This window comes from Planctopirus sp. SH287 (genome assembly GCF_056500625.1).
This window is the reverse complement of record NZ_CM151403.1, coordinates 4,087,619-4,113,269: the sequence shown is the minus strand read 5'-3', so window position 1 is coordinate 4,113,269 and position 25,651 is coordinate 4,087,619. Positions and strand designations below refer to the sequence as shown.

At 54.0% G+C, this 25,651-nt stretch carries 23 protein-coding genes; 11 read left to right on the top strand and 12 right to left on the bottom strand.

The window, feature by feature from the left end; translation table 11 throughout:
- Window positions 1-250: 250 nt before the first annotated feature.
- Both SH287x_RS15270 and SH287x_RS15265 read right to left on the bottom strand, forming a co-directional pair.
- Window positions 251-1,264 carry a DHH family phosphoesterase gene (locus tag SH287x_RS15270; protein WP_479515231.1) on the bottom strand — a complete coding sequence of 338 codons (1,014 nt, stop codon included), beginning with the start codon at window positions 1,262-1,264 and terminating at the stop codon, window positions 251-253.
- A 170-nt stretch (window positions 1,265-1,434) separates the two neighbouring features.
- The gene (locus tag SH287x_RS15265; protein WP_479515230.1) at window positions 1,435-1,863 is read right to left on the bottom strand and encodes a hypothetical protein; all 429 of its coding nucleotides are present in this window, start codon (window positions 1,861-1,863) and stop codon (window positions 1,435-1,437) included.
- Between the two features lie 490 nt (window positions 1,864-2,353).
- Here SH287x_RS15265 and SH287x_RS15260 point away from each other — a divergent pair, with 490 nt between their 5' ends.
- From SH287x_RS15260 to SH287x_RS15240, 5 genes are all read left to right on the top strand, one after another.
- Window positions 2,354-2,524, top strand: a complete 171-nt coding sequence (locus SH287x_RS15260; protein WP_479515229.1) for a DUF1328 domain-containing protein — start codon at window positions 2,354-2,356, stop codon at window positions 2,522-2,524.
- 197 nt (window positions 2,525-2,721) lie between these two features.
- A complete protein-coding gene (locus SH287x_RS15255) occupies window positions 2,722-3,147 on the top strand; it encodes a CsbD family protein (RefSeq protein WP_479515228.1) in 426 nt (141 codons plus the stop codon).
- Between the two features lie 98 nt (window positions 3,148-3,245).
- Complete coding sequence (locus SH287x_RS15250; protein WP_479515227.1) at window positions 3,246-3,815, top strand: hypothetical protein; 570 nt, start codon at window positions 3,246-3,248, stop codon at window positions 3,813-3,815.
- A 224-nt stretch (window positions 3,816-4,039) separates the two neighbouring features.
- Window positions 4,040-4,567: a phage holin family protein gene (locus tag SH287x_RS15245; RefSeq protein ID WP_479515226.1), complete on the top strand. Its 528-nt coding sequence runs from the start codon at window positions 4,040-4,042 to the stop codon at window positions 4,565-4,567.
- 138 nt (window positions 4,568-4,705) lie between these two features.
- Window positions 4,706-4,921, top strand: a complete 216-nt coding sequence (locus SH287x_RS15240; protein ID WP_479515225.1) for a hypothetical protein — start codon at window positions 4,706-4,708, stop codon at window positions 4,919-4,921.
- Between the two features lie 409 nt (window positions 4,922-5,330).
- On the opposite strand, the gene SH287x_RS15235 is transcribed toward SH287x_RS15240, so the two are convergent.
- Entirely contained in the window at window positions 5,331-6,287 is a 957-nt protein-coding gene (locus SH287x_RS15235) for a DUF4106 domain-containing protein (protein ID WP_479515224.1), read from the bottom strand.
- Between the two features lie 332 nt (window positions 6,288-6,619).
- Window positions 6,620-7,087: a 6-pyruvoyl trahydropterin synthase family protein gene (locus SH287x_RS15230; RefSeq protein WP_479515223.1), complete on the bottom strand. Its 468-nt coding sequence runs from the start codon at window positions 7,085-7,087 to the stop codon at window positions 6,620-6,622.
- 514 nt (window positions 7,088-7,601) lie between these two features.
- On the opposite strand from SH287x_RS15230, the gene SH287x_RS15225 reads away from it, so the two are divergent.
- The 4 genes from SH287x_RS15225 (at window position 7,602) to SH287x_RS15210 (ending at window position 12,581) form a co-directional block, all read left to right on the top strand.
- Window positions 7,602-9,857 (top strand): hypothetical protein, encoded by a 2,256-nt coding sequence (locus SH287x_RS15225; RefSeq protein ID WP_479515222.1) that lies wholly within the window; start codon window positions 7,602-7,604, stop codon window positions 9,855-9,857.
- A 464-nt stretch (window positions 9,858-10,321) separates the two neighbouring features.
- Entirely contained in the window at window positions 10,322-10,750 is a 429-nt protein-coding gene (locus tag SH287x_RS15220) for a TadE/TadG family type IV pilus assembly protein (RefSeq protein WP_479515221.1), read from the top strand.
- A gap of 115 nt (window positions 10,751-10,865) precedes the next feature.
- The gene (locus SH287x_RS15215) at window positions 10,866-12,083 is read left to right on the top strand and encodes a vWA domain-containing protein (RefSeq protein ID WP_479515219.1); all 1,218 of its coding nucleotides are present in this window, start codon (window positions 10,866-10,868) and stop codon (window positions 12,081-12,083) included.
- Window positions 12,084-12,149: 66 nt separating this feature from the next.
- Window positions 12,150-12,581 carry a TadE/TadG family type IV pilus assembly protein gene (locus SH287x_RS15210; RefSeq protein WP_479515218.1) on the top strand — a complete coding sequence of 144 codons (432 nt, stop codon included), beginning with the start codon at window positions 12,150-12,152 and terminating at the stop codon, window positions 12,579-12,581.
- A gap of 172 nt (window positions 12,582-12,753) precedes the next feature.
- On the opposite strand, the gene SH287x_RS15205 is transcribed toward SH287x_RS15210, so the two are convergent.
- The 3 genes from SH287x_RS15205 to SH287x_RS15195 all read right to left on the bottom strand — a co-directional run bounded on the left by SH287x_RS15205 (window position 12,754) and on the right by SH287x_RS15195 (window position 16,801).
- The gene (locus SH287x_RS15205) at window positions 12,754-14,523 is read right to left on the bottom strand and encodes a SulP family inorganic anion transporter (protein ID WP_479515217.1); all 1,770 of its coding nucleotides are present in this window, start codon (window positions 14,521-14,523) and stop codon (window positions 12,754-12,756) included.
- A 343-nt stretch (window positions 14,524-14,866) separates the two neighbouring features.
- The gene (locus SH287x_RS15200; protein WP_479515216.1) at window positions 14,867-15,451 is read right to left on the bottom strand and encodes a cob(I)yrinic acid a,c-diamide adenosyltransferase; all 585 of its coding nucleotides are present in this window, start codon (window positions 15,449-15,451) and stop codon (window positions 14,867-14,869) included.
- Between the two features lie 123 nt (window positions 15,452-15,574).
- On the bottom strand, window positions 15,575-16,801 hold the full coding sequence (locus SH287x_RS15195) for a XylR family transcriptional regulator (protein WP_479515215.1): 1,227 nt from the start codon (window positions 16,799-16,801) through the stop codon (window positions 15,575-15,577).
- Between the two features lie 279 nt (window positions 16,802-17,080).
- On the opposite strand from SH287x_RS15195, the gene SH287x_RS15190 reads away from it, so the two are divergent.
- Both SH287x_RS15190 and SH287x_RS15185 read left to right on the top strand, forming a co-directional pair.
- Entirely contained in the window at window positions 17,081-17,803 is a 723-nt protein-coding gene (locus SH287x_RS15190) for a DUF1559 family PulG-like putative transporter (RefSeq protein WP_479518713.1), read from the top strand.
- Window positions 17,804-17,881: 78 nt separating this feature from the next.
- Window positions 17,882-18,115: a DUF1559 family PulG-like putative transporter gene (locus SH287x_RS15185; protein ID WP_479515214.1), complete on the top strand. Its 234-nt coding sequence runs from the start codon at window positions 17,882-17,884 to the stop codon at window positions 18,113-18,115.
- A gap of 50 nt (window positions 18,116-18,165) precedes the next feature.
- Here SH287x_RS15185 and SH287x_RS15180 read toward each other — a convergent pair whose 3' ends face one another.
- The 5 genes from SH287x_RS15180 to SH287x_RS15160 form a co-directional block, all read right to left on the bottom strand.
- A complete protein-coding gene (locus SH287x_RS15180; RefSeq protein WP_479515213.1) occupies window positions 18,166-19,137 on the bottom strand; it encodes an HDOD domain-containing protein in 972 nt (323 codons plus the stop codon).
- Window positions 19,138-19,141: 4 nt separating this feature from the next.
- Entirely contained in the window at window positions 19,142-20,062 is a 921-nt protein-coding gene (locus tag SH287x_RS15175; RefSeq protein ID WP_479515212.1) for an HDOD domain-containing protein, read from the bottom strand.
- 239 nt (window positions 20,063-20,301) lie between these two features.
- Window positions 20,302-22,623 carry a polysaccharide biosynthesis tyrosine autokinase gene (locus tag SH287x_RS15170; RefSeq protein ID WP_479515211.1) on the bottom strand — a complete coding sequence of 774 codons (2,322 nt, stop codon included), beginning with the start codon at window positions 22,621-22,623 and terminating at the stop codon, window positions 20,302-20,304.
- 39 nt (window positions 22,624-22,662) lie between these two features.
- Entirely contained in the window at window positions 22,663-24,102 is a 1,440-nt protein-coding gene (locus SH287x_RS15165; RefSeq protein ID WP_479515210.1) for an endonuclease/exonuclease/phosphatase family protein, read from the bottom strand.
- 279 nt (window positions 24,103-24,381) lie between these two features.
- The gene (locus tag SH287x_RS15160) at window positions 24,382-25,650 is read right to left on the bottom strand and encodes a hypothetical protein (protein WP_479515209.1); all 1,269 of its coding nucleotides are present in this window, start codon (window positions 25,648-25,650) and stop codon (window positions 24,382-24,384) included.
- Between the last annotated feature and the right edge of the window lies 1 nt (window position 25,651).

Genomic DNA, 25,651 nt, shown 5'->3' with positions numbered 1-25,651 from the left:
GTTAATCACCAGGTGGGACGTGAGATCACGGAAGCCAGGTTGGTGCCAGGGCCGGGGAAAATAATTATACACCCCATAACGACAAGTCGACACTCTTTGATGGCTGATTGATCGGGAAAACGACACATCCCTGACAGTCACAACTCCTTAAGAGGTTCTAACACAACCTCTGTGCAGACAGATTTTGTCGAACATTCAGGGCGTTTTTAGCAGAGGCAGTCAGGATGTCAGGCATTCCAGAAACTCAGCTCTAAAGGGGAGTTGTCGCATCGGGAAGTGACGCTAATCCCTTGAGCATCGCTTCTTGAACCCGATTGCGGGCAACATCCAGTGGGCCGGGAAGCGTGGCACCCGCCGCCTGCTTGTGTCCGCCACCACCAAACTGCTCCGCAATGGCGGCGACATTCAACGCGCCCCGACTGCGGAAACTGAACTTGATCTGGCGATTCATTTGTTCGACACCGATATAAGCCGCACGTGTCCCCGCAATACGCAGGCATTCATTCACCAGATCTTCAGTGTCCGCAGGAACGGCACCCAGCTCGACAAAGTCTTCCCAGCCCACCGTTGTGGAAGCTAATAGACCTTCAGCGCTCAGTTCAACCCGTCCGAGCACCCGCCCACAAAGGTGAACACGCGAGAGAGTCGACTGTTCGTACAGTTGACGATAGATGTCGGTGGGATTGGCCCCACGTTCCATGAGCGCCCCGGCAATCTGCATGGTCTGTGCATTGGTGGCAGGAAAACGGAACCAGCCAGTATCGGTGGCAATCGCGGCATAGAGTGCTGTCGCTGCGACTGGCGTCAGCGGAGCATTCATGTATTCGCAAAGACGGAAAATCAAAGATCCCGTCGCTTCAGATTTCGTATCTTTGAGTTCCAAAGCTCCCAGATCGTCGCTGCTGACGTGATGGTCGATCACAACGCGGGGAATGGAAGTCGTTCGCATCCACTTGCCAATGTCGCCCAACTGCTGCCACGCGCTGGTATCGACAACAAAATGGAGATCTGTCTGGGCCAGATCGGCTCCAGTAACCTGACCGCCAAAAGTTTCGACCATTTGCTCGGGATCAATCCAGAGCAGGTTGGCGGGGGGGAACGACGGATTCACAATCCGCACAGACTTGCCGAGCGATGTCAGTAGACATGCCAAACCCAGCGCCGAACCGATGGCATCTGCATCGGGGCGGACATGGCTGGAAATCAGAAACCGCTGGTGTTTTTCAATCAGCGGAACAAGGGGTTGCCAGTCGATCGTGCTCATGGCGAGCATCATAAAACGCCAATAGGGCCTCTCACCAGTACAGACTGGTCAGAAATTGATCCTGCGAGAGTTTCTGAAACCACCCAAACGCACGATAGGCACAATCCCACACTTTATGTCGCGGGAAAAATCCCGATAACCCGACGGCCTGAAATTGTCTTTCCCTGTTTTCAGAAGGCCTCCTGTTCACTTGTGGGGAAATGATTGGCCCGGCGACGTTCCCGCTCAGCAGGTGACCATTCCGACTGAATCTGCTGACACATCAAAGAGATCGCTTCAGGAGAAGGGTCTGCCGTCAAAGGAGTTCGTGACGATTCATCGCAGCGTGACCGACGGGGAGATGCTTTTACTGCTGGCCTTTGGATGATGGGACGATCACCTTCTCTGCGATGGCAACCTTCTACAAAGGGCGTCACCTCATCTTCCGCTTGACGAGTCACCGACTCAAATGGGGCGTCGCGAAAGAAATCACGCGATTGAAGGCTTTGTCGACGCTTGCCGGACTTCCCGTCGTCGTAATGATCCTGACGAGCGGGACGCGATCCCTGACGGGTTGAAATCTGTCCTGGCTTTTTTGATCCACTCACAGCTGAAATCATGGGGGAGACCTTCCTGTTCACAATGACAAACGCGAGGGGTGCCAACCTGTTGGCTGGCCACGTGCCTGAATCAATCCCTCGCATGCCTGAATCAACCGAATAGGGAAGCAACCGCCGTGCCGTCACCCTTCACGGATTCTTTCGAGTCGCCATCCCGGATCTTCGTTATCACACGACAGATCAGAATATGCGTGTTTTCCCGCAGATTAAGGGGAGGGTTGATTCGCAGGGCTTATTATCGGGTGTCTGAAATCAGGTCGCGAAAATGTCGCCACCGGTTCAAGCTTCAAGTTTGATGGGTCATCAAGTTCGTGGATTGGTCGATCATCGCTCATTTTTTTACGAAACGTCTGCCAATCCTCCGAAATTCCGGCGGGTGATCGAACGTTTTAGATTCTCCACCCGTTTGGCACGATCCATGCGATAGAGGGATTTCACAAATCGGCAACAACCGTTGCTGAACCTTCCCTTAGAAGTGTTGGAGAGAATCATGTTAAGCTGGGCACTGACTTTTCTGATTGTGGCTTTGATTGCAGCGGCTTTGGGTTTTGGTGGGATCGCCGGTACTGCGGCCGGGATCGCCAAGCTGTTGTTTGTAGTGTTCATCGTGCTGTTTTTGATCAGCCTCGTGATGGGTGGTGTGCGTCGCCCATCGGTTTAGGCCGTGTCGCAGCAACTTGAACAGATCGGCTTCCGTCGTTCGTGTCCTGTGGGGTGCGCCGACGGCTTTCATGAAATCAAAACGGTCTCCGCTGGCTTTAAGTGTGGCTGCCAGACGATCGGAGATCACAAAAAAACAGGTTTGCCGGCGAGCAATATCTGCCCGTCCGACGAACTTAAATTCGAGGGAGCAGTTCAATGATTACTCGTGAAGAAATCCAAGGGAAATGGACACAACTTAAGGGCCAGATTCGTGAACGCTGGGGCCAGATCACAGAAGATGAACTGCAACAGGCTCATGGAAACACCGAACAATTGATCGGTCTTCTGGAGCAAAAGACGGGGGAATCCCGTCGACAGATCGAGCAATTCGTCAATAGCGCGGTGAAGGAAGGGCAAGGGGTACTCGACCGGGCTTCACAAGCTGCCCGTGGCTATGCCCAATCGGCTTCTCAAGTCGCGGGAGATCAGTACCACGCCATTGAGCAGGGACTCGAATCCGGGATCAATGAAGCTCAGAAGATGGTGAAAACTCGCCCCATGGAATCGATGGCCACGGCTTTCGGTGTGGGCTTGGTTGCCGGTGTCCTGGTAACGTTGTTGCTGCGTTCCGACCGGGCATAACTCAGGTTTGAGCCAATCGTTAGAATAATTTCAGAAGCTGAAACGCCTGGCAATTCATCCACTTGTCCAGGCGGGTTTCGACGAAAGCACAGGTTTCTATGTCGACCGAGTCCGAAAGCGAAGCAATTCGCCAGAAGATGCACCGATTGCGACGACGGATCGACCATGACGCCACCCGTTGGTCAGCAGATGCTCATCGCTGGCTGGATTGGAAGTACCATGTCCAACAGCATCCGTTTCTGACGGTGGCGGCTGCTGTCACGGTAGGGTATCTGCTGGTGCCGGGCAGACGGAAAACACCGTCAGTCCGACTGGATCCTCAAAGCCGTGAAGAACTCATCAAAGAACTGGGATCGCGTGAAGCGGCGGAAATTCCGCCTCAACCGTCGCTATTGAGTAACGCGATGAATCTGGCGACCAACCTGGCAATCCGCGCAGCGATCACATACGCGGGTCAACAGGTGGGGAAAGTCATCGGGAAATCCGCCTGGCTGGCCAGTTTTGACCACGAAAATGCGGCATCTCAGACAGCCAGACACAAGGGCGATTGGCATGGCTTGGCAGCCAGTGACCAACAGGTCGCGACGGAAATGCAGGAATCCCCCGGAACCCCTTTCGGGGTGTTTCGGGGTGATTCTTCCGAACGCTTAAAATCTTACGGTGAGTGATAAAGCCAGACTCGACTCGTTCAGGCAATTAGGGCTTCCGTTGAGTCACTTTAATGTCCAAATCGCGAGAAAGAGGGAGACAGTGTGATTAGTACGCAAACCAATGGCTATCGCCTGGTTCCTGAACAACGGCCTGCTGCCAATCGCCGGGATGGAGTTTTATCCGCTCCCTCTGAGATTGCTGCAAACTTACGCGGCCAGGTCTCTCCGCAAGAGGTAGAATCATGGATCTCGAACAACGCCGTACTGAGCGTGGGCCTGGCTTTAGCGATGGGAGTCGGAATCGGATGGATTTTCAAACGACACCTGTAATTGATCGCCAGCCAATGCCAGGATCAAAAGCGAAGCCGATTGATTATCAACGAACACCTTCGCTGGCGAATCTGACATTAGATGGTTTGAAGCTCGCCGATCTTCAATTGCAACTCCTTCAGATCGATGTTGTTGAGTTCTGGCATCGATCACAACTGGCACTGATGCTGCTCACAATTGGAGCGGTGCTGTTTGTCAGTGCCATGCCAGTCGCACTGCTGGGACTGGCAGGTTGGGTTGGTCAGCACACTTCTCTGACGCGTGATGGGGCCATGGTCGTCGTTGGTGGCGTGGTGATCGTCATCGCTTCCGGATTATTGGCTTGGGCGTGTCGGCGAATCGGACGTGCGATCAAGCCTTTAGGTCGCAGCCATGAAGAGTTGAGAGCAAACCTGGCCTGGATGCGACACCTGCTCCACAACCATGATTCAGAGTCCTGATCTGACAACTCAATCAATGAATCTGACGTACGTTCGCTGCGAGTAATCAACCTCATCTCGCGGACGATCTTCAGCAGAAGGTACTGCTGATCCTGCGTCACCAATTATCAATTATCCTGTGAATGAAAGGGAGTTTCTATGGTGACTTCTGCCCCACATGTCTCGTCTTCAGATCGTCAAACGTCATCACCCAACGCGACAGTAACGACACCTGTTGCTACTGAGGAATGCCTTCAGCCGATTGAAGACTTTGGCCAATATCTCAAGCAATATGCCCGTGAAAAGCCCGAAATGGCGGCCCTCTGCTGCCTGGGGATTGGCTTCTTCCTCGGCTGGAAACTACGTCTTTGGTAAGACCGTGATGACTGATACGCGTTTCAATCTGAGATGTCGTTCAGTGCGCCATGCTGATGTGGCACGAAGAGTCGTCATTCCCGAACATGCGACCCCGCCCAAAACCCCGCAAGTGGAGCAAGGAAACCCTCGCCCGCGCAGGCGGGAGAGGGTGGCACGCAGTGCCGGGTGAGGGATTTTCCAATGGACGTTCTCAATAGAGAAGTGTGTCTGGGACATCTATTCGCATCGCAGTGAGAATGATCGCTATTTAAGCATCGGCTCGCCCTCACCCAGCCTCTCCCATCGGAATGGGCGAGTGGCAAATCAATCAATCTCAACAAGAAACCCCGCCATCTGGCGGCGTAAGCCCCATTCGTGAACAAACAATTGACGTACATACGCCGCCCCAAACCCCGTAAGGGGGGGATTAGATGTTGCGAGGGGTCAGCGGGTGAGCGGCGATGACCCGATACATCGGCTTGCCTGTGCGATCTCGCAAATTGGGATCAACCACGCCTTCCACCTGCATTAAAGAACGATCATTCAGCTTGATGGTTTGCGGATCCATCACCAGCGACACACTGCCCCCCAGTTCGTCATCCTGTCCAGGCGCGAGGTTATAGATAATGTGCCAGCTCTGATCGCTCGGCTCATAATCCACGACCCCCCGTAGCCAACTGTATCCCTTGCGATCGAAGTCGTAAGGATGTGGCCGCGCCGGATCAACCACAGGTTGGGGAATCGCACGACTCTCCGAAGCCGCTCGCATCGCACCGCCGGGTGTTGCCGTAGCAGCCATGGTGGGGTTGCCTCTGCTGGCCTCGATTTCCTGACCCAAAGTGACCGGGGCACTTCCCGGAGCAGAACCAAACGCTGGCGGATTCTGAGGGAAAGGTTCTGCCGGCCGATTCAGTCCCGTCTTGGGAAACGGATCCTTACTGGCGCCAGGCGTAATATCGAAAGGCGTGTCAACAGGGTTCGGCACCAGTCGATCCGATGGAGGCGTATTCAACGTCGGATTCGGCTTATAAGGCTGGTTATTAAAGGTCGGCGCACTACCGCCTGCCGCAGGATCAGGCCGCCAGGTGGGCGTTTGATTCAATGGGGTGGGGCCATTCAGTGGAGTCGGGCCACCATTGGGAACCGTTCCTTCAGGGACATAAGTCCCCCCATTTTGAGGAACATACATCCCTCCCGGCGGCGCATAAGTTCCCGAGGGCGATCCAAAAGTCGTTCCCGGTTGAACATACCCTGAAGACGGCGTTCCACCGCTGAAACCCGGAGAATTGTAGTATTGAGGCTGAGGCCCGTAGTAAGGCGAAGAATGGCATCCCGCCAGCAGCGTGAGGCACCCCCCGGCGAATAAGCAAATAATTGTTTTCATGGGTGCCCTTGTCGGATGAAGCAGGAACCACACTGGGGAGGACCAGGACGGTTCATCGCAGCTTCGTCGGCTATTCTGGACGACGCTGGCGGGATTCTTAATCAAGTCGCCAAACGTGTCCAGCCCGAATTCTCTACATCACCCACACTCTATCAGAGCAGCATTTTCCTATAAAAAACGGCATTTTTCGCCATCTCTCGCTCCAGACACGCTGCTGAACGAAAGAAACTCCTGCAAAAAATGCGGCAATCAGAGATTTCCAACAGACCGATTGAGCGTGACACACCGCGCGCTCGCCTCCCATTAATGGGCGATCATTTTTTCGCTCACTCTTAAGCTGTCGGACGATAAACAGCATAGTTTTTGGCGGTCTCCCACAGCCCCACTTCCAGGACAGGAAGCCCTGCGGCAAATGTCTTCTCGTAAATTAAGCGAGCCAAGTTTTCTGCCGTGGGATTGAATGGGACAATATAAAGGGGTTCTCCCGCGTCCCGCAGCAGCTGCACCATGGGGTCGCGTTCACACAAGACCATACGATGATCCAGATTCTCATCGATCCAGGTGGCAACATCCCGCTTCAAATCCCCAAAATCCACCAACATGCCCCGATCATCCAGTTTGTCGCCCGTCAGTGTGATAATCGCCTTTCCGTTATGGCCATGCAGATGTCGGCATTTCCCGGAATAATTGAGCAAACGATGGCCATAACAAAATTGAATTTCTGAAGAGATCTGAAACATCGCTTGTGCCTCTGCTGGAGTGACAAAAAGTTCAAATTCGCTGGTAAGCAACGCGTCCATCGCGTTAGTGCCGTGTTGAGGCTTTTTTTAGAGGTTTGATGCGTAGTAACGTCCTTTATTGTCGGACTTTACAGCCTATTTGACCTGGCTTTTCAAGTGGCATGAACCACGAGTTTCTGAGAGCAATTCTACACTCGCTCTGGTTTGAACGTGAGGTGCCGAGAAATATCTCAATGAATTTGGTGCACACTCACAATTTAACCATTCGCACCAGACACCTCATTTCACGCTGAACACTTATTCCTCGGAAACCATTATCTCGTTGCTGTTCTTCCACGCGCTCGAACAGGGTCTGTGTGTGGGAAAACATGCCGGAATCTAAAACTGCCGATTCTCATTGTGTCTTTTGTTGAGTAGTCTTTGATGCAGGCAGAACTGTTCGCTGCTGATATTGTCTCGTGTGATTCACTTAAAGAGCTTAGTTGGAAAAGTCTCCGGCTGGTCTCCATCGCACCTGACAAGCATGACACCCTTCCGTCATCGCTGAGTTCGTTCCACTGGAGTGGGATCAGACATGAAACGCAGATCAGACTTGGGACAGGATTCCGTGGGTTGGGGCTGGATGAGAACAGCAGGTTGCTGGCTGGCCTGGGGCAGTCTGAGCAGTGCTGTGGTGCTCACTGGCCTGAATGTCACGCTGGCGGCCGGCCCACGAGCGGAAGCTCGCCGCCAGGCGCGTCTGGCGGCTCAAAACGCCGCCCCCGCCCCCTGGAGTTGGGGAGCACCCTACACTCCAGCGACTCCTGTTCCCTGGGGACAGACCATCAATGGACAGCCAATTTATGGACAACCGGTCGATCCTTACACCGGCTATCCTCTGGCACCCTATCCCGCTGGCACTGGCGGCATGATCGGCTCTCCCACAGGTTCCATTTCCGGCACCCAGTACCCGGTAACCCAATCCCCTGCCTCCCAGTATCCCGGCTCGCTTTATCCCCCTTCCGTTGATCCTGCCAATTCTTACACAACACCGGGGGCTGCCCCAGCAAATCCCTCCCCATCATCTGGAACAACGGCCTCGGGCTATCCCTCGCCTTACACGCAGCCAGTGATGATCGATCCCTACACGGGCCAGCCGATTCCAACACAGGTTCTGCCTGTTCAGGGGCAGGCACCAAGTCAGGCTTACGGTCAACGCCAGGGGCCAATCCCCCAAGGACAAATGCAGCCACAGGGACAACCGCCACTCACACCGATTCCTGAAAATCCCGGCTCACCTGCCACCGGACAATCGTCGAATAACAATCGACCGCTCACACCGGCTCAACGACGGCGTCGGGATCGCTTTGGCGATAATGCCAATTCCGACATCGCATCACGTTCAACGGGAGACGGCCTCCCTCCCTTTTCCGCCAATCGCAACTTGAATTCCGGCAATGCGGTCGATGACGGCCCGGCTCTGCCTGGTCTCACCCCAACAGCCAATGGCGGTGGCCTCCCTCCCTTCCCCGCGAATGGCTCATTGCCCGAAGGCGTGGCCAATGTCAACGTGCAAATTGGCCCGTCCGTAGCCGCTCCTTATCAGGTTTATGTACTGATGCAGGAAGGCTTCATCAACCGGTTTGTTTCACAGACCCGGAAAGAACCTGGCAAAGTTCGTGATTTCATCATGGGCGCAGATGTGGTCGGTGAGCGCGAAACCACGTCTCATGCCTGGTTGAATTTGCTGCCATCGGTCGAGACAGCCCGTGGTCAATTTGTGCTGGAAGGACGCGGCCAAAGCCGGACCACTGGCTATACCTCTCAAGCTGCTGTGAATACCCAGGGAGTGCAGGAGTTTCGCGGAACCAAAGATGTCCAATTCGATGGACTCAAGCTCGCCACCCGCGCGGCTGTCATTCAGGCTCGTGCCCGTAATGTGCCCATCAGCGCACAAACCACCTATAGCAACCGACCGTTCATTGGGCCGATTGCTGATCGCATTGCGATGAGCGTCGCGCAGCGGCATCAACCTCAAGCAGAAATCATTGCCCGTGACCGTGTGGCAGAACAGGTTTTTGAAAGCTTCAACAAAGAAGTTGATAATGAACTGGCGAGTGCCAATGCTGAACTTAAACAACTGAAAACCACTCTGGATGACCTGACCTTGATGCCGTCAGTCCAACGATGGTCATCGACCCACCAGCACCTGCAATTTGCCGGACAGTTTGGCAGCGATGCCCCCGTCCTTCAGCCCATGCCGGTGGAGGCACTGCAAGATCATGCCGCCACCCTGTTCCTGCACGAAACGGTACTCAATCGAGCGGCTGAGCGGGCCAATCTCAATGGGAAAGTCACTTCGGATAAGCAACTCAAACAGCTGGCCAAATGGCTGCATGAGATGGTTCCCGGTGCCGGGGAAGTGCCACTGCCTGCGGGAACCAAATTCCCCATGGCCAGTATTGAAACCAGGATCGTCTTTGATGACGAGGAACCCCTTCGATTCAAGATTGATGGCGACAGCTTGCTCATCATTTTGAAAGCGCAATTTCAACCAGGCGGCCAGGCTGTCCTCCCTCAGATGGAAGTCACGATCCCCGCTCATCTGGAAATTGATGAGCAAACGGTTCATCTGGTCTTCGACACTATTAAAGTCGTCTCGCTCACCGATGAAAGAACCGCCACGCTGGGAATGGCGGAAGGGATGGTGCAGCAGTCGATTCAAGCCAACTTCCCGCGACTCTCTCTCCCACGGCAATTACCACCCGAACTCTGGAATCGCAGTGGAACGCCACCATCCTTCAATTACGCCCGAGCTGCTGATGGCTGGCTGGGAATCGGCATCGATTAAAAGCGATCAGCCATTAACCCTCGCCCACGCAGGTGGAAAAGGGTGGCACGCAGTGCCGGGTGAGAGATTTTCCCGGTTGATTTTCTCAATGTCGTAGCATGCACGGCCATCTATCGGCGACATCAACCAGAAGACAAAGCCGTGACACGGCACATGTCTCGCAATTCTTGCGGCGTAAGACCCAAACGCAAATCAACAACCGCCCCTCATACGCCGCCTCTATAACCGCGATAATCACGATAACCGCTAAATAGCGGATTTCAGGCTTGATGAGTTCGGGATGACACCTGAATTTCTTCCGTTCACATGACCGCACCTGACGTAAGTTAGCCGTGTGAGAAAGTGTCGGTTGCTCCCCCTGCGCCGTCTCTGCTCTCCAAACCGGTATTGATCGACACCAGGATGTGTCAATCCTGATCCGGCAGATCGCGAGAGTTTGATAGATTGATTGCAAGGGGCTTTGATTGAAATCTGTTCTCCCATCGATGCCCCGCCACCGACACTCTGTACCTCACTTCCGACGTGGGGCTGCGACAATCGAGCTGGCGATTTGTCTGCCAATCATCATGTTGGTGGTCTTTGGGTCGATTGAATCCGCCAATGCGATTTTTCTGAAAACGACGCTGACACAGGCCAGCTACGAAGCGGCACGCACTGTTACCTCCACCGGAGGGACAATTGAGTCGGCCGAGGCCCGCGCTAAGGAAGTCCTGGCCAGCCGGAATGTGACCGGAGCCAGGATCCGATTTATCCCCACAGTCGATGTCAACACTGCCGCTGGCACGATGATTCGTGTGGAAGTGGAGTCCCCCGTCAGCAGCCTTTCCGGGATGTTTGACTGGTTCACAAAGTTAAACAAGCTTCAGGCTACCACCTCGATGGTCAAGACCTGACCAGAAGGGAAAACATGCGGGCATGTTCCTCAATAACCTCTGTGCTCCGTGTTCGATCAATGTCTGAATTTTCAATCGTTTGCTGATACCGTTTGCTGATACTGAGATCTTTGCCATGCGTCGCTCTTTACTCTCTGAATACCAGCGTTTTTTGATGGTGACAACTCACGGGAATGTCATTGGCAAGAGGAATCGCCGGGGCGCGATGCTGGTGCTGGTGGCTGTCGTCATTGTGGCCTTGCTGGCCATGACGATGTTCACCGTAGACGTGGCCTATATGCAATTGGTGAGGACAGAGCTTCGAGCCGCAACCGATGCGTCGGCCAAGGCCGGGATGGAAGCCCTGCGCCGTACCCAGGATCCCGATATGGCGGTCTCCGTTGCGATTTCCACTGCCGCTGCCAACTCGGTAGGAAGTAAGCCGCTGGCAATCACGGCTGACCAGGTCGAACTGGGGACTGCGGTACGAAACGCTGACAACTCCGTCTTATTTGCCAAAGACCAATTCCCTTACACCGCGGTTCGTGTGAACTCGGCCATGACGAACGATTCTGCCGCCGGCCCCGTCGCCCTCTTTTTTGGTGGTGTCTTCGGCATTAATCACTTTCAACCCACGCGTTCAGCAGTAGCAGCCAGCACCGAAGTCGAAATCTGCTTTGCTATCGACCGCTCGCACTCCATGTGTTTCGACCTCACCGGCATCGACTGGTCATATCCACCCGGAATCCCAAAGTTGCCCGATCCTATCATTTATCCGCCCCACCCCACGTTGAGTCGCTGGGCGTCATTGTCAAAAGCCATGCAATCGTTCGTAAATATCACAGCCACGCATGAACCTAAGCCGCGTGTGGCCATGGCAACCTGGGCTTCCAAAATCACACAAGCCAACTATGAAGGCAAGCTGACCAAAACCAACAGCCCGGAGGTCGCAATTGATCTCCCTCTCACCACGAATCTTGCGGCCCTCAACTCAGCCATCGTCGTTCGTTCTTCCAATGTCATGCTGGGGGCAACCAACATGTCTGCAGGAATTGACGAAGCAAGAAAGATCCTCGTCGCAACCAGAGCCACAAGGCCATATGCCCATCGCATTATTATCCTGATGACGGACGGCCTTTGGAATCAGGGACGCAATCCGTTGCTCGCCGCTGAGGATGCCCGAGCCGAAAATATCGTCATTCACTCCGTCAGCCTGTTGCCTCGTAAAGGTGACATCACGCCCCAAGTCTCGGCCATTACCGGAGGAACTAACTACCCCGCCACCAATGCGGCGGCTTTGGAAGCGGCCTTTGCAGAAATCGCCCGCACTTTGCCAATTGTGCTGACGGAATAGCACGATTTCTGTCTTTGATGGAATGCCGGAACAGGCCCAGACCTCTCAGGATCCTTCCCGAAAATCATGCGCCGCTCACGATTGAATTCAGTACGCACGTTTGAAAACTCACCCGCCCGGCAAGGAGCGCTTTCCGTAGAAATGGCGCTGACAATCCCCATTCTCTTTGCCATCTTCTTTGGATCCGTCGAGATCACACGCCTCAATATGCTCCGCCATACGATTGAGAACGCCGCCTACGAAGGAGCACGGCAGGGGATCGTTCCCGGCGCTTCAGCCGACTCCGCTCAAGCAGCAGCGTTATCCGCGCTCGCAGCCATTGATGTCCGTGGTGCTGTCGTCACGGTCGAACCATCGGAGATCCTGGCCACCACACAGCGGGTCACAGTCAGTATCGAGGTTCCCGTTAATCGCAACAGTTGGGGAACGTCATCGTTTGTTGGGCTGCATGAGTTGAATCGTTCCTGCACCCTCTCAAGAGAAGTTCTGGCTTTTTGATAAGACTCCCCATACTTCAAGCAGCGATTAATACGGCTCCCAGGTTTTAACGACGCGTTGTCTGCCATCGTTGCGGCCTTCGTGCCATGCTTGCGGCTCTGAGCAAGCATGCTTTACGCATCTCCCAACGCGATGTTGATTTCTGGAAATCGTATCGCCCTGCCCTTCTTTTTTACGGAGGTGTTGGCTGAGACGCGGGAGCCAGTGACGATGGCAGCCGTGACTTCTTGCGTGCTGCCAGGGGATGGGCCGAGAAAGGCGTATGATCGTCCAGCCCCATCACCTTTAAGCTCTTTCCCTGCTGTTCACAACTGGCCTCTAATTCTTGCAGTTTCTGCATCACGGAATGATCGACAAACGTCGTCTCGGTCATGTCAAGAATCACCAGATCCGCTGTCGCAAATTGTTCGTGAATGCGACGCTGAATTCGTAACCAGTTGCTGAAAACCACAGCTCCGCTCAAAGCCAGAGTCACCGTTTTTCCGTCACCACAATCGACTGAAAGCTGAGGACTCAGCAGGCTGCGCGGCGACCGGCTATGCCACAGATGCAGCATCAGCTCAAAGGCAATCCCCGTCGCAATCCCGATTAAAAGATCGGTCGCCAGTGTCGCGACAATCGTCACAATAAAGATCGCCAGCTGCTCGCTACCCACGCGATATGTCCGCATGAATGTGGCAGGCGATGCCAGGCGAAATCCCGTATAGATCAGCATCGCAGCCAGTGCGGCCAGCGGGATGCTATGGATCAATCCGGGAAACAACAGCACAAAGGCCAGCAGGAACAAGCCATGCCACATGTTCGCATAGCTCGATTTCGCGCCATTGGCAATGTTGGCAGAGGAACGCACAATTTCGGAAATCATCGGGAGGCCACCGATCAGCGCAGCCAACGTGTTAGCAACACCGACCGACAATAAATCCCGATTAAAGCTGGTCTTGCGCCGTTGAGGATCCAGCAGGTCGATGGCCTTCGCACTCAACACGGATTCCAGACTTCCAATCAGGGAAAACAGCAGCACATATTTCCAGCCGATAAAAGTTGTTAAGCCGCGAAAATCAGGGAAAACGATCGCTGAAAGCGGATCACTTAAAACATTGGGGATCGTCACGAGAAACATCGGCCCGACGACATATTCCTGAACGCTTCCTCCGGCAAACGCACTCAGCGGAAAGAGGTATTTGTGCTCGTGGCCCAAATCAAACCACAACCCCATACCCATCGCGATGACAATGACCACCAACTGGGCCGGAACCATTTTCAGCGGCTTCCAGATTGACCCCAGCAAAGGGAGCGAAAACATGATCAGCAGGCTCACCAGACCAATCAGCAGTATCTCAGGATTGGATTGAGCAATCGATACGGGAATACTGGCCAACAGAGCCAGAGGCGTAGCCGGTTCTCCGCCATGTCCAGCCGGCGCATCCACCCCCATGACGGAAAAAATCTGCTTGGCAATCACAATCAGACCGATTGAAGCCAGCATTCCATGCACTGGAGTGGAGGGAAACAGCTCAGACAATCTTCCCAATCTCAACATGCCAAAAAGAATCTGGATGACACCCGCCGCCACACCGATTCCCAGAGCCAGTTGATAACCCTGCATCAGTCCTTGCGGGCTGCGAATGTCTCCTCCAAAAGCCAGAGACAGTTCGGCAACAGCACCAGCCACAATGACAATCAAGCCAGCCGCAGGCCCTTTAATCGTCATCTGAGAATTGCTGATGAAAGAGCAGATCACCCCGCCGATCACAGCCGTCCAGATCCCCGAAATGGGAGGAAACTGACTCGCCTTGGCAATCGCCAGACAAAGTGGCAACGCGATCAGAAAAACCAGAAACCCCGAGAGAATATCGGCTCGTTGAAAAGGGCCGCCCGACGCGGAGAAATGCGGCTTCATTGCCGAAAAATTTTCATCCGGATTCGCAGGGACACTGGCCATTCCATCGATTCTCTTGATACCTGGGGCTGTCAAACTTGAAAACTGGGGTTAACGACGCCTCCCGATTTGAAGCAGCACTTTGTGTGCCAGCTTTGGGCAAGCATGTTCTGGTGACTTTCAAGGCGCCACCTCAGCACGAACTGTTGATAATGATCTTCAACAAACGCTGAGGACTCTGCGACCCCGCCAGATCAGACCTGACGAACCTTACAGGAATTTGATGTGGCAAATCACGTTAGCATCGCTAACAGTGGGCGCAATCTCGCCCCACATTCCTGCCAGCGGCACACAAGAGAAGGCCGCACTCAGATTTTCAACCAGTGATGAGTCGTTACTCGAGGACTCAATCGACCTTGGCTGATCGGGACTTGCCGGGAATCCACAGAACATCGGCCTTGCCTCCGTCATTGCACAGACGGGCCAGACAGAACAGCAGATCCGACAATCGATTCAAATAACAGACACAGTTAGGGCCGACTGTCTCCTGTTCTGCCAAATCAATCACGCCAATTTCGGCGCGACGGCAGACGGTTCTGGCCACATGCAACGCCGCTGCTGCGGCTGTTCCTCCAGGCAACACAAAACTGGTCAATGGAGAAAGCTGATCAACCGCCTCGTCAATCGCCAACTCCAGACGCTCCACTTGAGCCTCCTTCATCCGTAAAGCGGCTTCCGGTTCTTCCTGCTCCTGAGGAGGAACACACAGATCCGCCCCCAGATCAAACAGGTCGTGCTGGATCGACGTCAAGAGCGTCCGCATTTCCTGAGACATCTCGGAATTGAGTGCCACGCCGATTGTCGCATTCAATTCGTCCACGCCCCCATAGGCCACAATTCGGGGGCTGGTTTTGGAAACACGCTGACCATTACCCAAACTGGTCAGGCCACCATCCCCTGATTTGGTATAGATCCGATGGAGATAAACCATGGGGCAAGACACCTTTCTCTCCCACGATGCTCGCAATTTCTTCCAGAGAAGAAGTCACGTTGACCATGGGGAAATTCTTCAAAACAGGAGCACCACTCGAATCGCAGTAACGGATCATTGCCATCAATGGCGACGCCGGTACTCACCCGGAGTCACGCCCAGTTCCCGACGGAAAGTTCTCACGAGAACTTCCACATGATTAAAACCCGTCAACTGGGCAATGCGTGCCAGCGGAAGTGTTGTTTCACCGAGCAAACGCTTCACGTTTTGCAACCGCATTCGCCGCAGCACATTGGCAGGCGTGTCATCCAGCACCTTATGAAATCGATGCTCAAGAACGCGACGGGAAACATTCAACGCCTTTTCAACGTCGGCAATCTGAATCGGTTCCCCTAGATGGTCACGCATGAACCGGACAGCCAGATCCACCAGCGGATCATCCACCGCGGACGTCTCTGTGGAACGACGCTGCACCACACCCACGGGAGGAACCAGAATCGGTTCTTCAGGAACAGGCTCACCATTCATCAACTTGTCAAGTAACGTGGCCGCCTCATACCCCACACGCACCGGTGCCTGATCGATGTTGGAAAGGGGAACAGGAGCCAGTGCCGAAAGCAGCGGGTCGTTCTCACCAACCAGCAGGGCAATGTCGTCGGGAATCCGGAACCGGCTCAACCGCGCACAAGTCATCAATTCCCGACCGACTTCACCACTCCAGGTAAAAATGGCCGTCGGTTTGGGAAGCATCTTCAGCCACTGAAGAAAGCCCTTGCGCTGCGTCAATAAGTCAGGAACAGGAATCGGAACCGTCGGCTGATAAATACTGGTCTGATGACCGGCCTGCAAAAGAACGTTCACATAGTTCTTCCCCAGCAGATCCTCATACCCGCCACGATGAATCGGACCAATATAAGCAAAACTGCGAAAGGATTGTTCGAGGAAGTGTTCGGCTGCCAAACGCCCACACGCCCCTTCATCGGAAACCACCTTGGGAATACGAGTCGTATGCTGACCCATCCAGGAGACATTCACACAAGGAATGCCGCTCTTGAGGATCTGCTTTTCTAAAGCCGGGTGCGTCAGGCGGGCAATGATTCCATCACCGCTCCATCCCTTGGGAATCAGCAGCTTTTCATCGTGCCCGCGTGGCTCAATAAAGAAATCCCAAAACCCATGCTCACTGGCATATTGAGCAATCCCCCTCAGAACCTGTCGCGTCCAGTCAGAGGAGGTATGAACAATCAATGCCACACTGCGATGCACCGTGGGGGGCATTGATCCCGGAACCGCCAGGTGACGCGCGGGAGCCGAAGAAGAAGTGTCCGGCGAAGAGTTGTCGCTTGTCATGTCGCCTCGACTAAAGATCAACGAATGGAACTGCGTGTCAGTGATTCAGGAAACATTTTTAATTTACAAGGCTTTGTGAGCAGAGCTTCATAAATTCGTGCAAACAGTCAAAATAATTGCGCAAACACTCATTGGAGCAAATCGGCGAGAGGTGCACAATATTCCTCATTGAGACACCTGCGTCAGTGGCCACTGATTCACGCAGACCCTCATTTCTCTGGGAAAAATCGTCTTCTCCCGTCATCTCCCTTACTATTTTTGGGGCAGTGTACAATGAAAATGCGCATTCGCAAAGGGTTTACTCTGATTGAGCTTTTAGTCGTCATCGCAATTATCGCGATTTTGATCGCCTTGCTGCTTCCAGCGGTGCAACAAGCCCGGGAAGCCGCTCGAAGAACGCAGTGCCGCAACAATCTTAAGCAGTTGGGACTGGCGGTTCACAACTTCCACGACCAGTTCAGCAGCCTGCCCCCGGCACTTAACAGTGGCTCAAGTACCGGGGTTGCCCGGGGCGAAGCCTGGTCAGCCTTTCTGTTACCAATGCTTGACCAGGCCCCGCTCTATAACACGCTGGAAACCAGCGCACTGGGAACCAACTACAACAACGGAAATCAATGGGCCAATGGCTCGTCGACCTATGCCGCCACAGGGACATCGCAAACGGATAAGAATATCCGCGCCTGCCGGGCCGTCATCCCCGCCTTCCGTTGCCCTTCACTTCCCGGCCCAACCAACGCTCTCGATCGCAGCACCGACAACTGGTATGTCATCGATCGCTTTATTGCCACCTATATTGCCTGTGCTTCGGGAACCGAACTGAACGATGGCAACCGATTTCTTGATGGCAATGGCATGCTCTTTCCTCGTAACTGGATCACTCCCACAGGAGGCGGTGTCGAGCGAGTCCCAGTCAATAACTTTCGCGACATCACAGACGGACTCTCCAACACCGTTCTTATTGGTGAAACACGCCCGCAAACTGAAGATCTGACAGGCAGCTAGGAACCTGATGACGCGGCAATAACCGGACAGCGATACGATCACTGGATCATTGCTGGCGATGGCGTGGATGCTGGTGGTGTGAGAACCGATGCCTCCGAATTCTTCGGTTCCATGGGCGTGGGCATTAACCTCTGGGATCGTGCAGGCGCCGACAGCCGACAGGTTGAAGTCTCCTTCGGCAGCACACACGAAGGGGGTTGCCACATTCTCATGGGCGATGGCTCTGTCCGCTTTATCAGCGAAAACATCGACAGCGGCATTCGCACTGCCATCGGTACTCGGGCCAATTCGGAAGTCGTCAGTGAGTTCTAATCCCTAACTTCTTCAGCATGAAAAACAGTCGCAGCCATTGCCCGTTAATCTCAAACAGGCAACTGGCTGGCGACTTGCTGGGAAAGTTCAGGCACAACCGATTGCTGCAACGCCGTGCGGCAGATGCGAGAGAGCGGGTAATCATTACGAACACCCAGTCCCATCGCCTGATGGGCCTCATCCACTTTTTGAATAATCTCGGCCAACCGAAATGCCGGCCACTTGGTTTCCAATAGCACCAACTGATCCAGCCCCGAATACTGTTGACGAAGCTGATCTGGGAGCAGCGATGAGATCGCAATCGCCGCGACCGACGTGCGCCGCAAGACGGGATCCGCCAGAAGTCGCAATCCCTGATGATGCAGCAGGATGCCACAGATCAAGTCGTCAGGCAGTTTCCATTGATGAGCTAATCCCGCCGCGATCATGGCATGATCCCAGCCAAACTCCCGTTGTTCAAACTCGTGAAGACCGTCGGGTTGCGCCTTTCGATCATTGATGAAATAGGCATAACGATCGAACAGATCGTTCGTCAAAACGGGCAGCAGAAAATCCTGCATCACCGCGCCAGCAAACGCACCGTCTTCGTCAGTTCCCAGTAACCTGGCCACTTCTCGAGCAAAAAGTGCCCTTTGCAGGCTGGTGTTCCAGAAACTGGCCTGATGGATCAGCCTGGATTTGCGTGACCGGATCGCGGCTTGCGCTCCCGTGGTCAAAACAAACAACTTACTCTGTCGAAACCCTAGAAGTGACAACGCTTGCTCGGTCGACCGTACCTTTGATTTCAAGCCCATAAACGACGAATTGATGTATCGCAGCAACTCGACTGTCAGGCCAGAATCCGTTTCAATGATGGCTGCCAACTCGCGAAGCTCAACATGTTCATCACGAGTCTTTTCCAGAAAAGCAGCGACCGCATGCGGTAGCGCAGGCAACTGCAAAGTTGTGGGTAATACCGACAACCGAAACGGCCCCATCACCCGTTCACGAATGCCCGCCCAATCAATGTTCGACTTACTCATGATCTTATCCGAACACGGCAGTCACTGTCAGTTTTTCCAGACGCCGGGAGAGAGGAAATGGATTCTTCAAGCCCTGCCCCAGATCTGCAAACGATTTCTGCACCGCTTCCGCTGTTTCTTTTAATGAGAACTCAGGGATCAGGCCCTCAAGTTCCAACAATTGTGACACGCCTCCAGGCGATTGCTTCAAAGAATCGGGAATTAACGCAGCAGAAGCCACGACCGCACAGGCGGTTGACTTCAATTGCGGATGTTTGATCAGTGCCAGACCCGCATGGTGCAACAACACGGCACAAACCAGATCATCAGGAAAGTTCCACGCATGCATCATCTGGCCCATGGCCAGAGCATGATCCCAGCCAAATTGCTTTCGCTCGAACTGGATCAGCGGAAGCTGAGACACTTCGGGTAATTCCAAAAACTTGACGTAGGTATTAACCAGTTCATTGCTTAACGATGGTAAAAGAAAATCGGTCAGCATAGAGGCCGCAAAGGCAAGCTCCGCATCGGCTTCCAGCGTTCGCGCCAGTTCGCGGGAAAAAATCGCCCGTTCCAGATTCGCAGCCGAAAATGCTTGAAAGTTGACCAGTTTCGATTGAGACGCTTTCAACGCCCGCTCCACACCTGACGAAATCAGCAGCAGCTTGACGGCCCGAATCCCCAAGACCGAGAGCGCCTGTTTCGCCCCCGTCACTTTGCTCCGCAAGCCCACCGATGCAGAATTCACATGCCGGAGCAATTCACACGTCAACCCCGCATCCGCTTCAATAATGCGGGATAACTCCTGAGCACTGACATCCGGGTCATCCGCTTTACGGCCGAATTCAATCACCGCCGCAGGCAATACGGGCAATTTAATTTGAGGCGGCAAAACCGCTTTCGGTGCCCTACCCAAAAGTGACTGTCGCAGTTCCGTCCAATTCATGATGAATATCTGTCTTCCTGATGTACACCCAGAGAACGTACCGGAAAACTACTTCGCAGAAACAATCAATAACTGGATCACCTCACCTGAGAGATTGATTCTTGAGTGAAAAACCTTAAGAAAATGTTTTGTGACGGTCATAAGTGCTTGGTCACCCTTTTGCGACATGCTCGCTATGGCGGTTCAATGGGGATCTGGCCATTTTCAAGGCGTTGGAATTCGCGAAAAACTCCATCGAATCAATGAGTGAATGTCGTTTCCCGGCTCATCTCCTTGTGCAAAGCCGGTTCAAACACATGGTTTGTTGATGGCTCGCTGGAACGGCTATATTCCGCGTAATAACCCAGTTCTTCGCGATCGTTGGCTTCTACCCCGTTGGCCACAACACCCAGAATCGGGATGTTATGAGACACGAGCAGTTCGCGTGATTTGCGGAGCATCGGACGACGGTTCTTGCCCAACCGGACGGTCAGCAAGTAGCCATCCACATGTTTCCCAATGATGCAGGCATCACTGACAGCCAGAACGGGAGGTGCGTCGATAAGGACAATATCGACCATCTCTCGAGCCGTTCGCACCAGCTGACGCAAGACACCGCTTTCCAACAGTTCAGCCGGATTTTCGGGAGGCTGCCCTGAAGGAAGAATCGTTAATCCTGAAACCACCGTTTCGACAATCGCATTTTCGAGAGCCACGTCTCCTCGCAGAACGTCGACCAGCCCCACATTCTGCCGCATGCCAAACAGGCGCGTGGCCATCGGACGTCTCAGGTCAGCATCGATCAACAGAACCCGTTTCCCCGAACTCGCCAAAGCCAGCGCCAGATTGGAAATCAGCGTGGTTTTTCCATCGCCAGGCTCAGGACTCCCCACCTGAATCACCTGCATCTTGTGGGCATCAGCCGTGACCAGCAACGACGTGCGGATCGTGCGATAGTTTTCGGCTTCTGTCGAGGCCGGTGCACGCAGATATCTCAAGGACGGATTCACGTTTTGCACAGGATCGGTGTGGTTCTTCTCCGGGTTGAAAGTGACCACCGCTCCCAGATAAGCATCGGGAAGCAACTGCCGAACTTCACGCACAGTACGAACCTGATTACTGAGAAGTTCCTTCAGGAAGATCAGTCCCATCATCATGCCAATCCCGGCGGCAATCCCTGCACCAACAATTTTGAGCAGGCGTTTCATCACCCACTCGTCTTTGATCGGCCCGGTTTGTCGCAAGGTGTAGCCGCTCGATTCCTTATCGATTGTGAGCTGGCTCATGCGGTCGACCAGTTGTCCCCATAAAGCACGCAGGCGATTAAGCTCCGCCATCATGGCCTGATCTTCGGCTTGAAAACGGGCGTATTCTTTGGCTTTGGTTGATTCCAGATCAAACAGCACATTCAATTGCTGGGCGCGAATATCCAGTTCTTTCAGTTGCTGATTCAATGTTTCCATATAGTTCTGCACAAGATTGGCACGCTCCCGGTTGATGGGTTTGCCATCCGGCCCGGGAGTCATGTCATCTGGCATTCGCAGACCATGTTTGCGATAAAACTCCAGCGTGGTATCAATCGATTTACGAACCGCCAGCACATCGGGATGATCCGGGCCAAAGTCGCGCGACAGCTTCTCTTCTTCCAGAATCAAAGGGAGCAGGCGGTTTTCAAAAGCCGACATTTCCTGCTGCTGTTGCTGCAGTTCGGCACCTGAACCATCGTTCGCAATAAAACGACGGATCAGCATTTCCATGGTCGCCGTTGACTCCCCACTCTCGATGGCTTTCTGCAAAGCTTCGATGCGGGAGTTGATTTCGGTTTTTCGCAGCAGGTTCAGGCGACGCTGCTCTTCCACCGCAATCACTCGTTCCTGATGAACGTTCGTGGCGCCAGAGGTGCCATCAGCCGAGACCGCTCCAATCGGGGCACGCCATTGTAAAGGAGCCGATTCGCGAAACTTGAGATAGGCCTCTTCTTTCTCTCGTAGCGATTTTAATAACGTGTTATGTGCATCTTCAGCGGTCTTGAAGACCTCAGATGTCTTTTCGCTACGAGAATCACTCAGATAACCCGCATAGGCATCAATCACCGCCTTTACCACGCGGCGGGCGTCCTCGGCACTGGCACTTTGAAACGTGATATCCAGCACATTCAAGTAAGATCGATCCTGCCCCGCCACGCGTTTGACCTTTAAGTCATCCAGCACCATCTGGGTAGGGTCACTCTCACCGGCGAACGTCCTGAGCTTGTCGAGTTGACCAATCCGGACAGCTTCACTGGCAATCATCGGACTCATGATCAGGGCAAAGTGCTCGCTACGCTCACCCCAATCGCCGATGGCGCTTTGCTCTTTTAACGGAACCGCATTGCGACGGGAAACCATGATCTGGCCAATGGCCATGTACTCAGGCCCCAGCTTCCAATAGCCGGCAATCCCTAATCCTAGACCCAGGACAATCCCTGCGCAAAGATACCAGCGATATCGAAAGATCAGATTCATCCAGTCGATCGACAAGCCCCCTTCGGCCTCATTGTCGAACCCTGCTGATGCTCCCTGATCGGTTGGTTGATTCCGCATAATTTCGTCCTGCACGTTCAATGAGAACGCGATGATTCGTCAGTTCCAGTCGATCAATTCCAGTTCCGTCGCCACCATCCGATGGTCAGAACCGTTTCTTTGGCCAGTCACAAATTGCAAAAATCGCCAATCCGGTGAAGCACGGATATGATCCACACGCGACCACGGCCATGTGCCTGGCCAGAAGCTGATGGGACGGCAAGGAGCCGTATGCGAAGGGCCGATGGCACATGTTTCAAACGCCCCCGCCAGATCACCCCAGGCTTCGCGAAATAAATGGCTGCTGGCAGGAGTATTGAAATCCCCCATGACCAACAGCGGCAAGTCACCCCGATGCTGTTCAATAAAGAGCCGGAGTCGCTGCATTTCCTCGCCACGCAGCATGGTCTGGGCATTTAACTCAGCCGGCCCTTCACCAGAAAGAATGGAACCGGGGGACAGCAGTCTCAGGCTGGGCCGTGCTGTCATCAGATGGATATTCGCCAGCACAAACGGTTGTTCGGGATGTTCCACCCGCACCACCAGCCCCGAACTGCGCTCAAAAGGTGAGTCATCACAGTGGCCTAGCACGGTCAAAGGCCACCGGGAAGCCACAAAGAAATATTCAACCTGCACCTTATGCCACTCAGCGAAATAGCTTTCGCATTGCGGATTGATGGAGCGTGATTCCTGAAACGAGACCACATCAGGTGGCAGCAATTCCAGATCGCGAATCACATCACCAAACCGTGGTTGATAATCCTGAACATTGCAGGAAGCCACCCGCAACTTTCGCGGCGCCGTTGTACGGGAACCGGCGGGCAAATTGATCTCCTCACCGGTCGACAAGGTGCCAGCCTCGTCTTCTGTTGGCCCGTTGTCGGATGTCTCGCCCGGCATCAGCCAGGACATGAACCAGCCTGGCGCGCGGGAATCGAGTGCCGGGGCCAACGACCAGTCCACGACACCGACAATCACCCAGAGTACCGCAAAACCATGAAAAAACAGCGACGGACGATGCCACAGGAGGCTCGCCACAGCCAGAATCAATGTCGAAACCAATAACAACTCACGCGGTGCGAATGTGGCCACACTCCCCAGCCACCATGTCTCGGAAACACTCCAGACCAACCAACTGGTGAACACCACCGCCACAAGATTGAGAATCGCCAGAATGGCAACGATTCGCGTTGTCCAGGTCGGGGCAGGATCGGCTGTTGCTGCTCGATTTAACGACGAATGAGCTGCTCTGCGGGGTGAGGAACGGGACGCGTCCCCTTCAGCAATCAATGCCCCGGCAGTCCATGACTCTGTAATCAATGGCCAAACGACCGGAGACTTTCCAACCGGGGGCTGTCCAACCAGTTCTTGTCCAACCAGAGGCTGGACAAGAACTGGCGGGCTTTGCAGTCGTGGGGAATTGGCAACCGGCAACCTGCTCACGCGTAGGCCCAAGGGTGGAATTGTGGCAATCCCGATCCCTGGGAATCTTGCATTCATGTGTGCAGTTTCGCTCAGCAAACCTGCGTATCAGCTACCTTCGACCACTCGAAAATCTCGCTGAAGTGGAACCACCCCGTGTCAGCGATTCCTGCCGATCTCCTCATGGTTTCATCCTTCAGAACGATACGTCCGGAAATGTCTCTCTGCGGGGATGTTTTTGCGTACTCGTCACACTTTGCCTCAGTGTCATAAGCTTCACTGATGGCGCCATTGGCTGATCAAAGCCGCCCCCCTGGAAAAATCCCACTGGAAAAGTCCCCCTGAGATGCCACTCGATCATGGCCCAGACAGCGCATGTCTATCGGCACAGCAACGTCCCTGCGTCTGTCCAGCCATTTCGTACCCGACAGCTTCATGTTCGGTGAATGCAGGCTTTTTCTTGCCGCGTGCCAGTGTCCGCATTTCCCGAATTTGTTCGGTACTCGTCCATTCGGGATGCTTCTGGGCAATTCGCACCAGCAAGGCCATCTCCCAGGCCGTCACATAGTGCAATTGAACTTGCGGATTTTTCTGACAGTACCGTGCCAGGTCAGTATGAAACTGCACCACCTTTTCGCTAAGCCACATTTCCAGATTCACCGGCTTACAACCATGAGTATGAAGCTTGATGAATCGCCAGTTGGGCTTCCCTTCAATCGTCACTCCTGCCTTCATCCATTGCGGCAATCGACGGATCGACGGAGCATGACTGGAGAGAACATCTCCATTTTCGATCTTGGGGATGACACCGAATCTGGCGCGGGAAAAATCCGGCACCAGCGGCCCCTGAATCATCAGCAGGCTGTTCTCTGGTGAGGGTCTCCCGACAGCCGCACGCGTGCCCGTATTGTGGGAATTGCGTCCCGGTCGGTCGACTGCATGATAAATGCTGTTGATCGTCTTCGTTTGCGTATCACTCGGTGCACTGGGCATGGTGAAGTCGGCATAACAACCGGTTTCCAGCAGGATGGGGGTCTCATGATCCACCCCGCACCAGCGGCCATCGCGTCGACTGTTATTAAGACACCAGTTGCCATGGATAAACCCATAGACCGTCCGGCCAGTGTCGGGATCTTTGCGGAGAAGCCCGTGCTCATGCTCCAGACTCTCCCGGAACGAATTCAATTTTTCTCGCAATCCGTCCGGCGTGTCATGATCGTGATGGAGATGCACATCGACATCGCCAAACCCCTGATGGCACAAAGGAGCCAGAGCATCGAGATATTCCGGTCGATATTCATCCTGCGGAAAAAAGAATGTGTGCTGAGGCGCCACGCCATCAGCATCAGTAAACTGGCTAAAAAGCTGTGGATACCGCTCGACCCAGTGATGAACTCGCGACAAAGCATCACTCACGCTCGGCCGGCCCCATTGTGGCTCGTAATGATCACACACGGAAAGAAACAGATCGATCGGCTCATCAGGATGAATCACCGGCGTCTGATGGTTAAGCAGATAAGCGGGTAACCAGTTGGTCAGGCCGATGTTTTTCGCACGACGATAACCCACCATCGAGGCGGCGGCGGTCATCGCCAATGCACCGGTTGCCAGAGATTCCAGAAGCATC

Excerpts from the sequence above, each read along its gene's own strand:
- SH287x_RS15230 (WP_479515223.1), bottom strand. The coding sequence starts at position 7,087 with ATGGACGCGTTGCTTACCAGCGAATTTGAACTTTTTGTCACTCCAGCA.
- SH287x_RS15255 (WP_479515228.1), top strand. The coding sequence starts at position 2,722 with ATGATTACTCGTGAAGAAATCCAAGGGAAATGGACACAACTTAAGGGC.
- SH287x_RS15250 (WP_479515227.1), top strand. The coding sequence starts at position 3,246 with ATGTCGACCGAGTCCGAAAGCGAAGCAATTCGCCAGAAGATGCACCGA.
- SH287x_RS15170 (WP_479515211.1), bottom strand. The coding sequence starts at position 22,623 with ATGCGGAATCAACCAACCGATCAGGGAGCATCAGCAGGGTTCGACAAT.
- SH287x_RS15225 (WP_479515222.1), top strand. The coding sequence starts at position 7,602 with ATGAAACGCAGATCAGACTTGGGACAGGATTCCGTGGGTTGGGGCTGG.
- SH287x_RS15190 (WP_479518713.1), top strand. The coding sequence starts at position 17,081 with ATGCGCATTCGCAAAGGGTTTACTCTGATTGAGCTTTTAGTCGTCATC.
- SH287x_RS15215 (WP_479515219.1), top strand. The coding sequence starts at position 10,866 with ATGCGTCGCTCTTTACTCTCTGAATACCAGCGTTTTTTGATGGTGACA.
- SH287x_RS15235 (WP_479515224.1), bottom strand. The coding sequence starts at position 6,287 with ATGAAAACAATTATTTGCTTATTCGCCGGGGGGTGCCTCACGCTGCTG.
- SH287x_RS15210 (WP_479515218.1), top strand. The coding sequence starts at position 12,150 with ATGCGCCGCTCACGATTGAATTCAGTACGCACGTTTGAAAACTCACCC.
- SH287x_RS15265 (WP_479515230.1), bottom strand. The coding sequence starts at position 1,863 with ATGATTTCAGCTGTGAGTGGATCAAAAAAGCCAGGACAGATTTCAACC.
- SH287x_RS15270 (WP_479515231.1), bottom strand. The coding sequence starts at position 1,264 with ATGAGCACGATCGACTGGCAACCCCTTGTTCCGCTGATTGAAAAACAC.
- SH287x_RS15200 (WP_479515216.1), bottom strand. The coding sequence starts at position 15,451 with ATGGTTTATCTCCATCGGATCTATACCAAATCAGGGGATGGTGGCCTG.
- SH287x_RS15195 (WP_479515215.1), bottom strand. The coding sequence starts at position 16,801 with ATGACAAGCGACAACTCTTCGCCGGACACTTCTTCTTCGGCTCCCGCG.
- SH287x_RS15180 (WP_479515213.1), bottom strand. The coding sequence starts at position 19,137 with ATGAGTAAGTCGAACATTGATTGGGCGGGCATTCGTGAACGGGTGATG.
- SH287x_RS15245 (WP_479515226.1), top strand. The coding sequence starts at position 4,040 with ATGGATCTCGAACAACGCCGTACTGAGCGTGGGCCTGGCTTTAGCGAT.
- SH287x_RS15240 (WP_479515225.1), top strand. The coding sequence starts at position 4,706 with ATGGTGACTTCTGCCCCACATGTCTCGTCTTCAGATCGTCAAACGTCA.
- SH287x_RS15260 (WP_479515229.1), top strand. The coding sequence starts at position 2,354 with ATGTTAAGCTGGGCACTGACTTTTCTGATTGTGGCTTTGATTGCAGCG.
- SH287x_RS15160 (WP_479515209.1), bottom strand. The coding sequence starts at position 25,650 with ATGCTTCTGGAATCTCTGGCAACCGGTGCATTGGCGATGACCGCCGCC.
- SH287x_RS15175 (WP_479515212.1), bottom strand. The coding sequence starts at position 20,062 with ATGAATTGGACGGAACTGCGACAGTCACTTTTGGGTAGGGCACCGAAA.
- SH287x_RS15205 (WP_479515217.1), bottom strand. The coding sequence starts at position 14,523 with ATGGCCAGTGTCCCTGCGAATCCGGATGAAAATTTTTCGGCAATGAAG.
- SH287x_RS15165 (WP_479515210.1), bottom strand. The coding sequence starts at position 24,102 with ATGAATGCAAGATTCCCAGGGATCGGGATTGCCACAATTCCACCCTTG.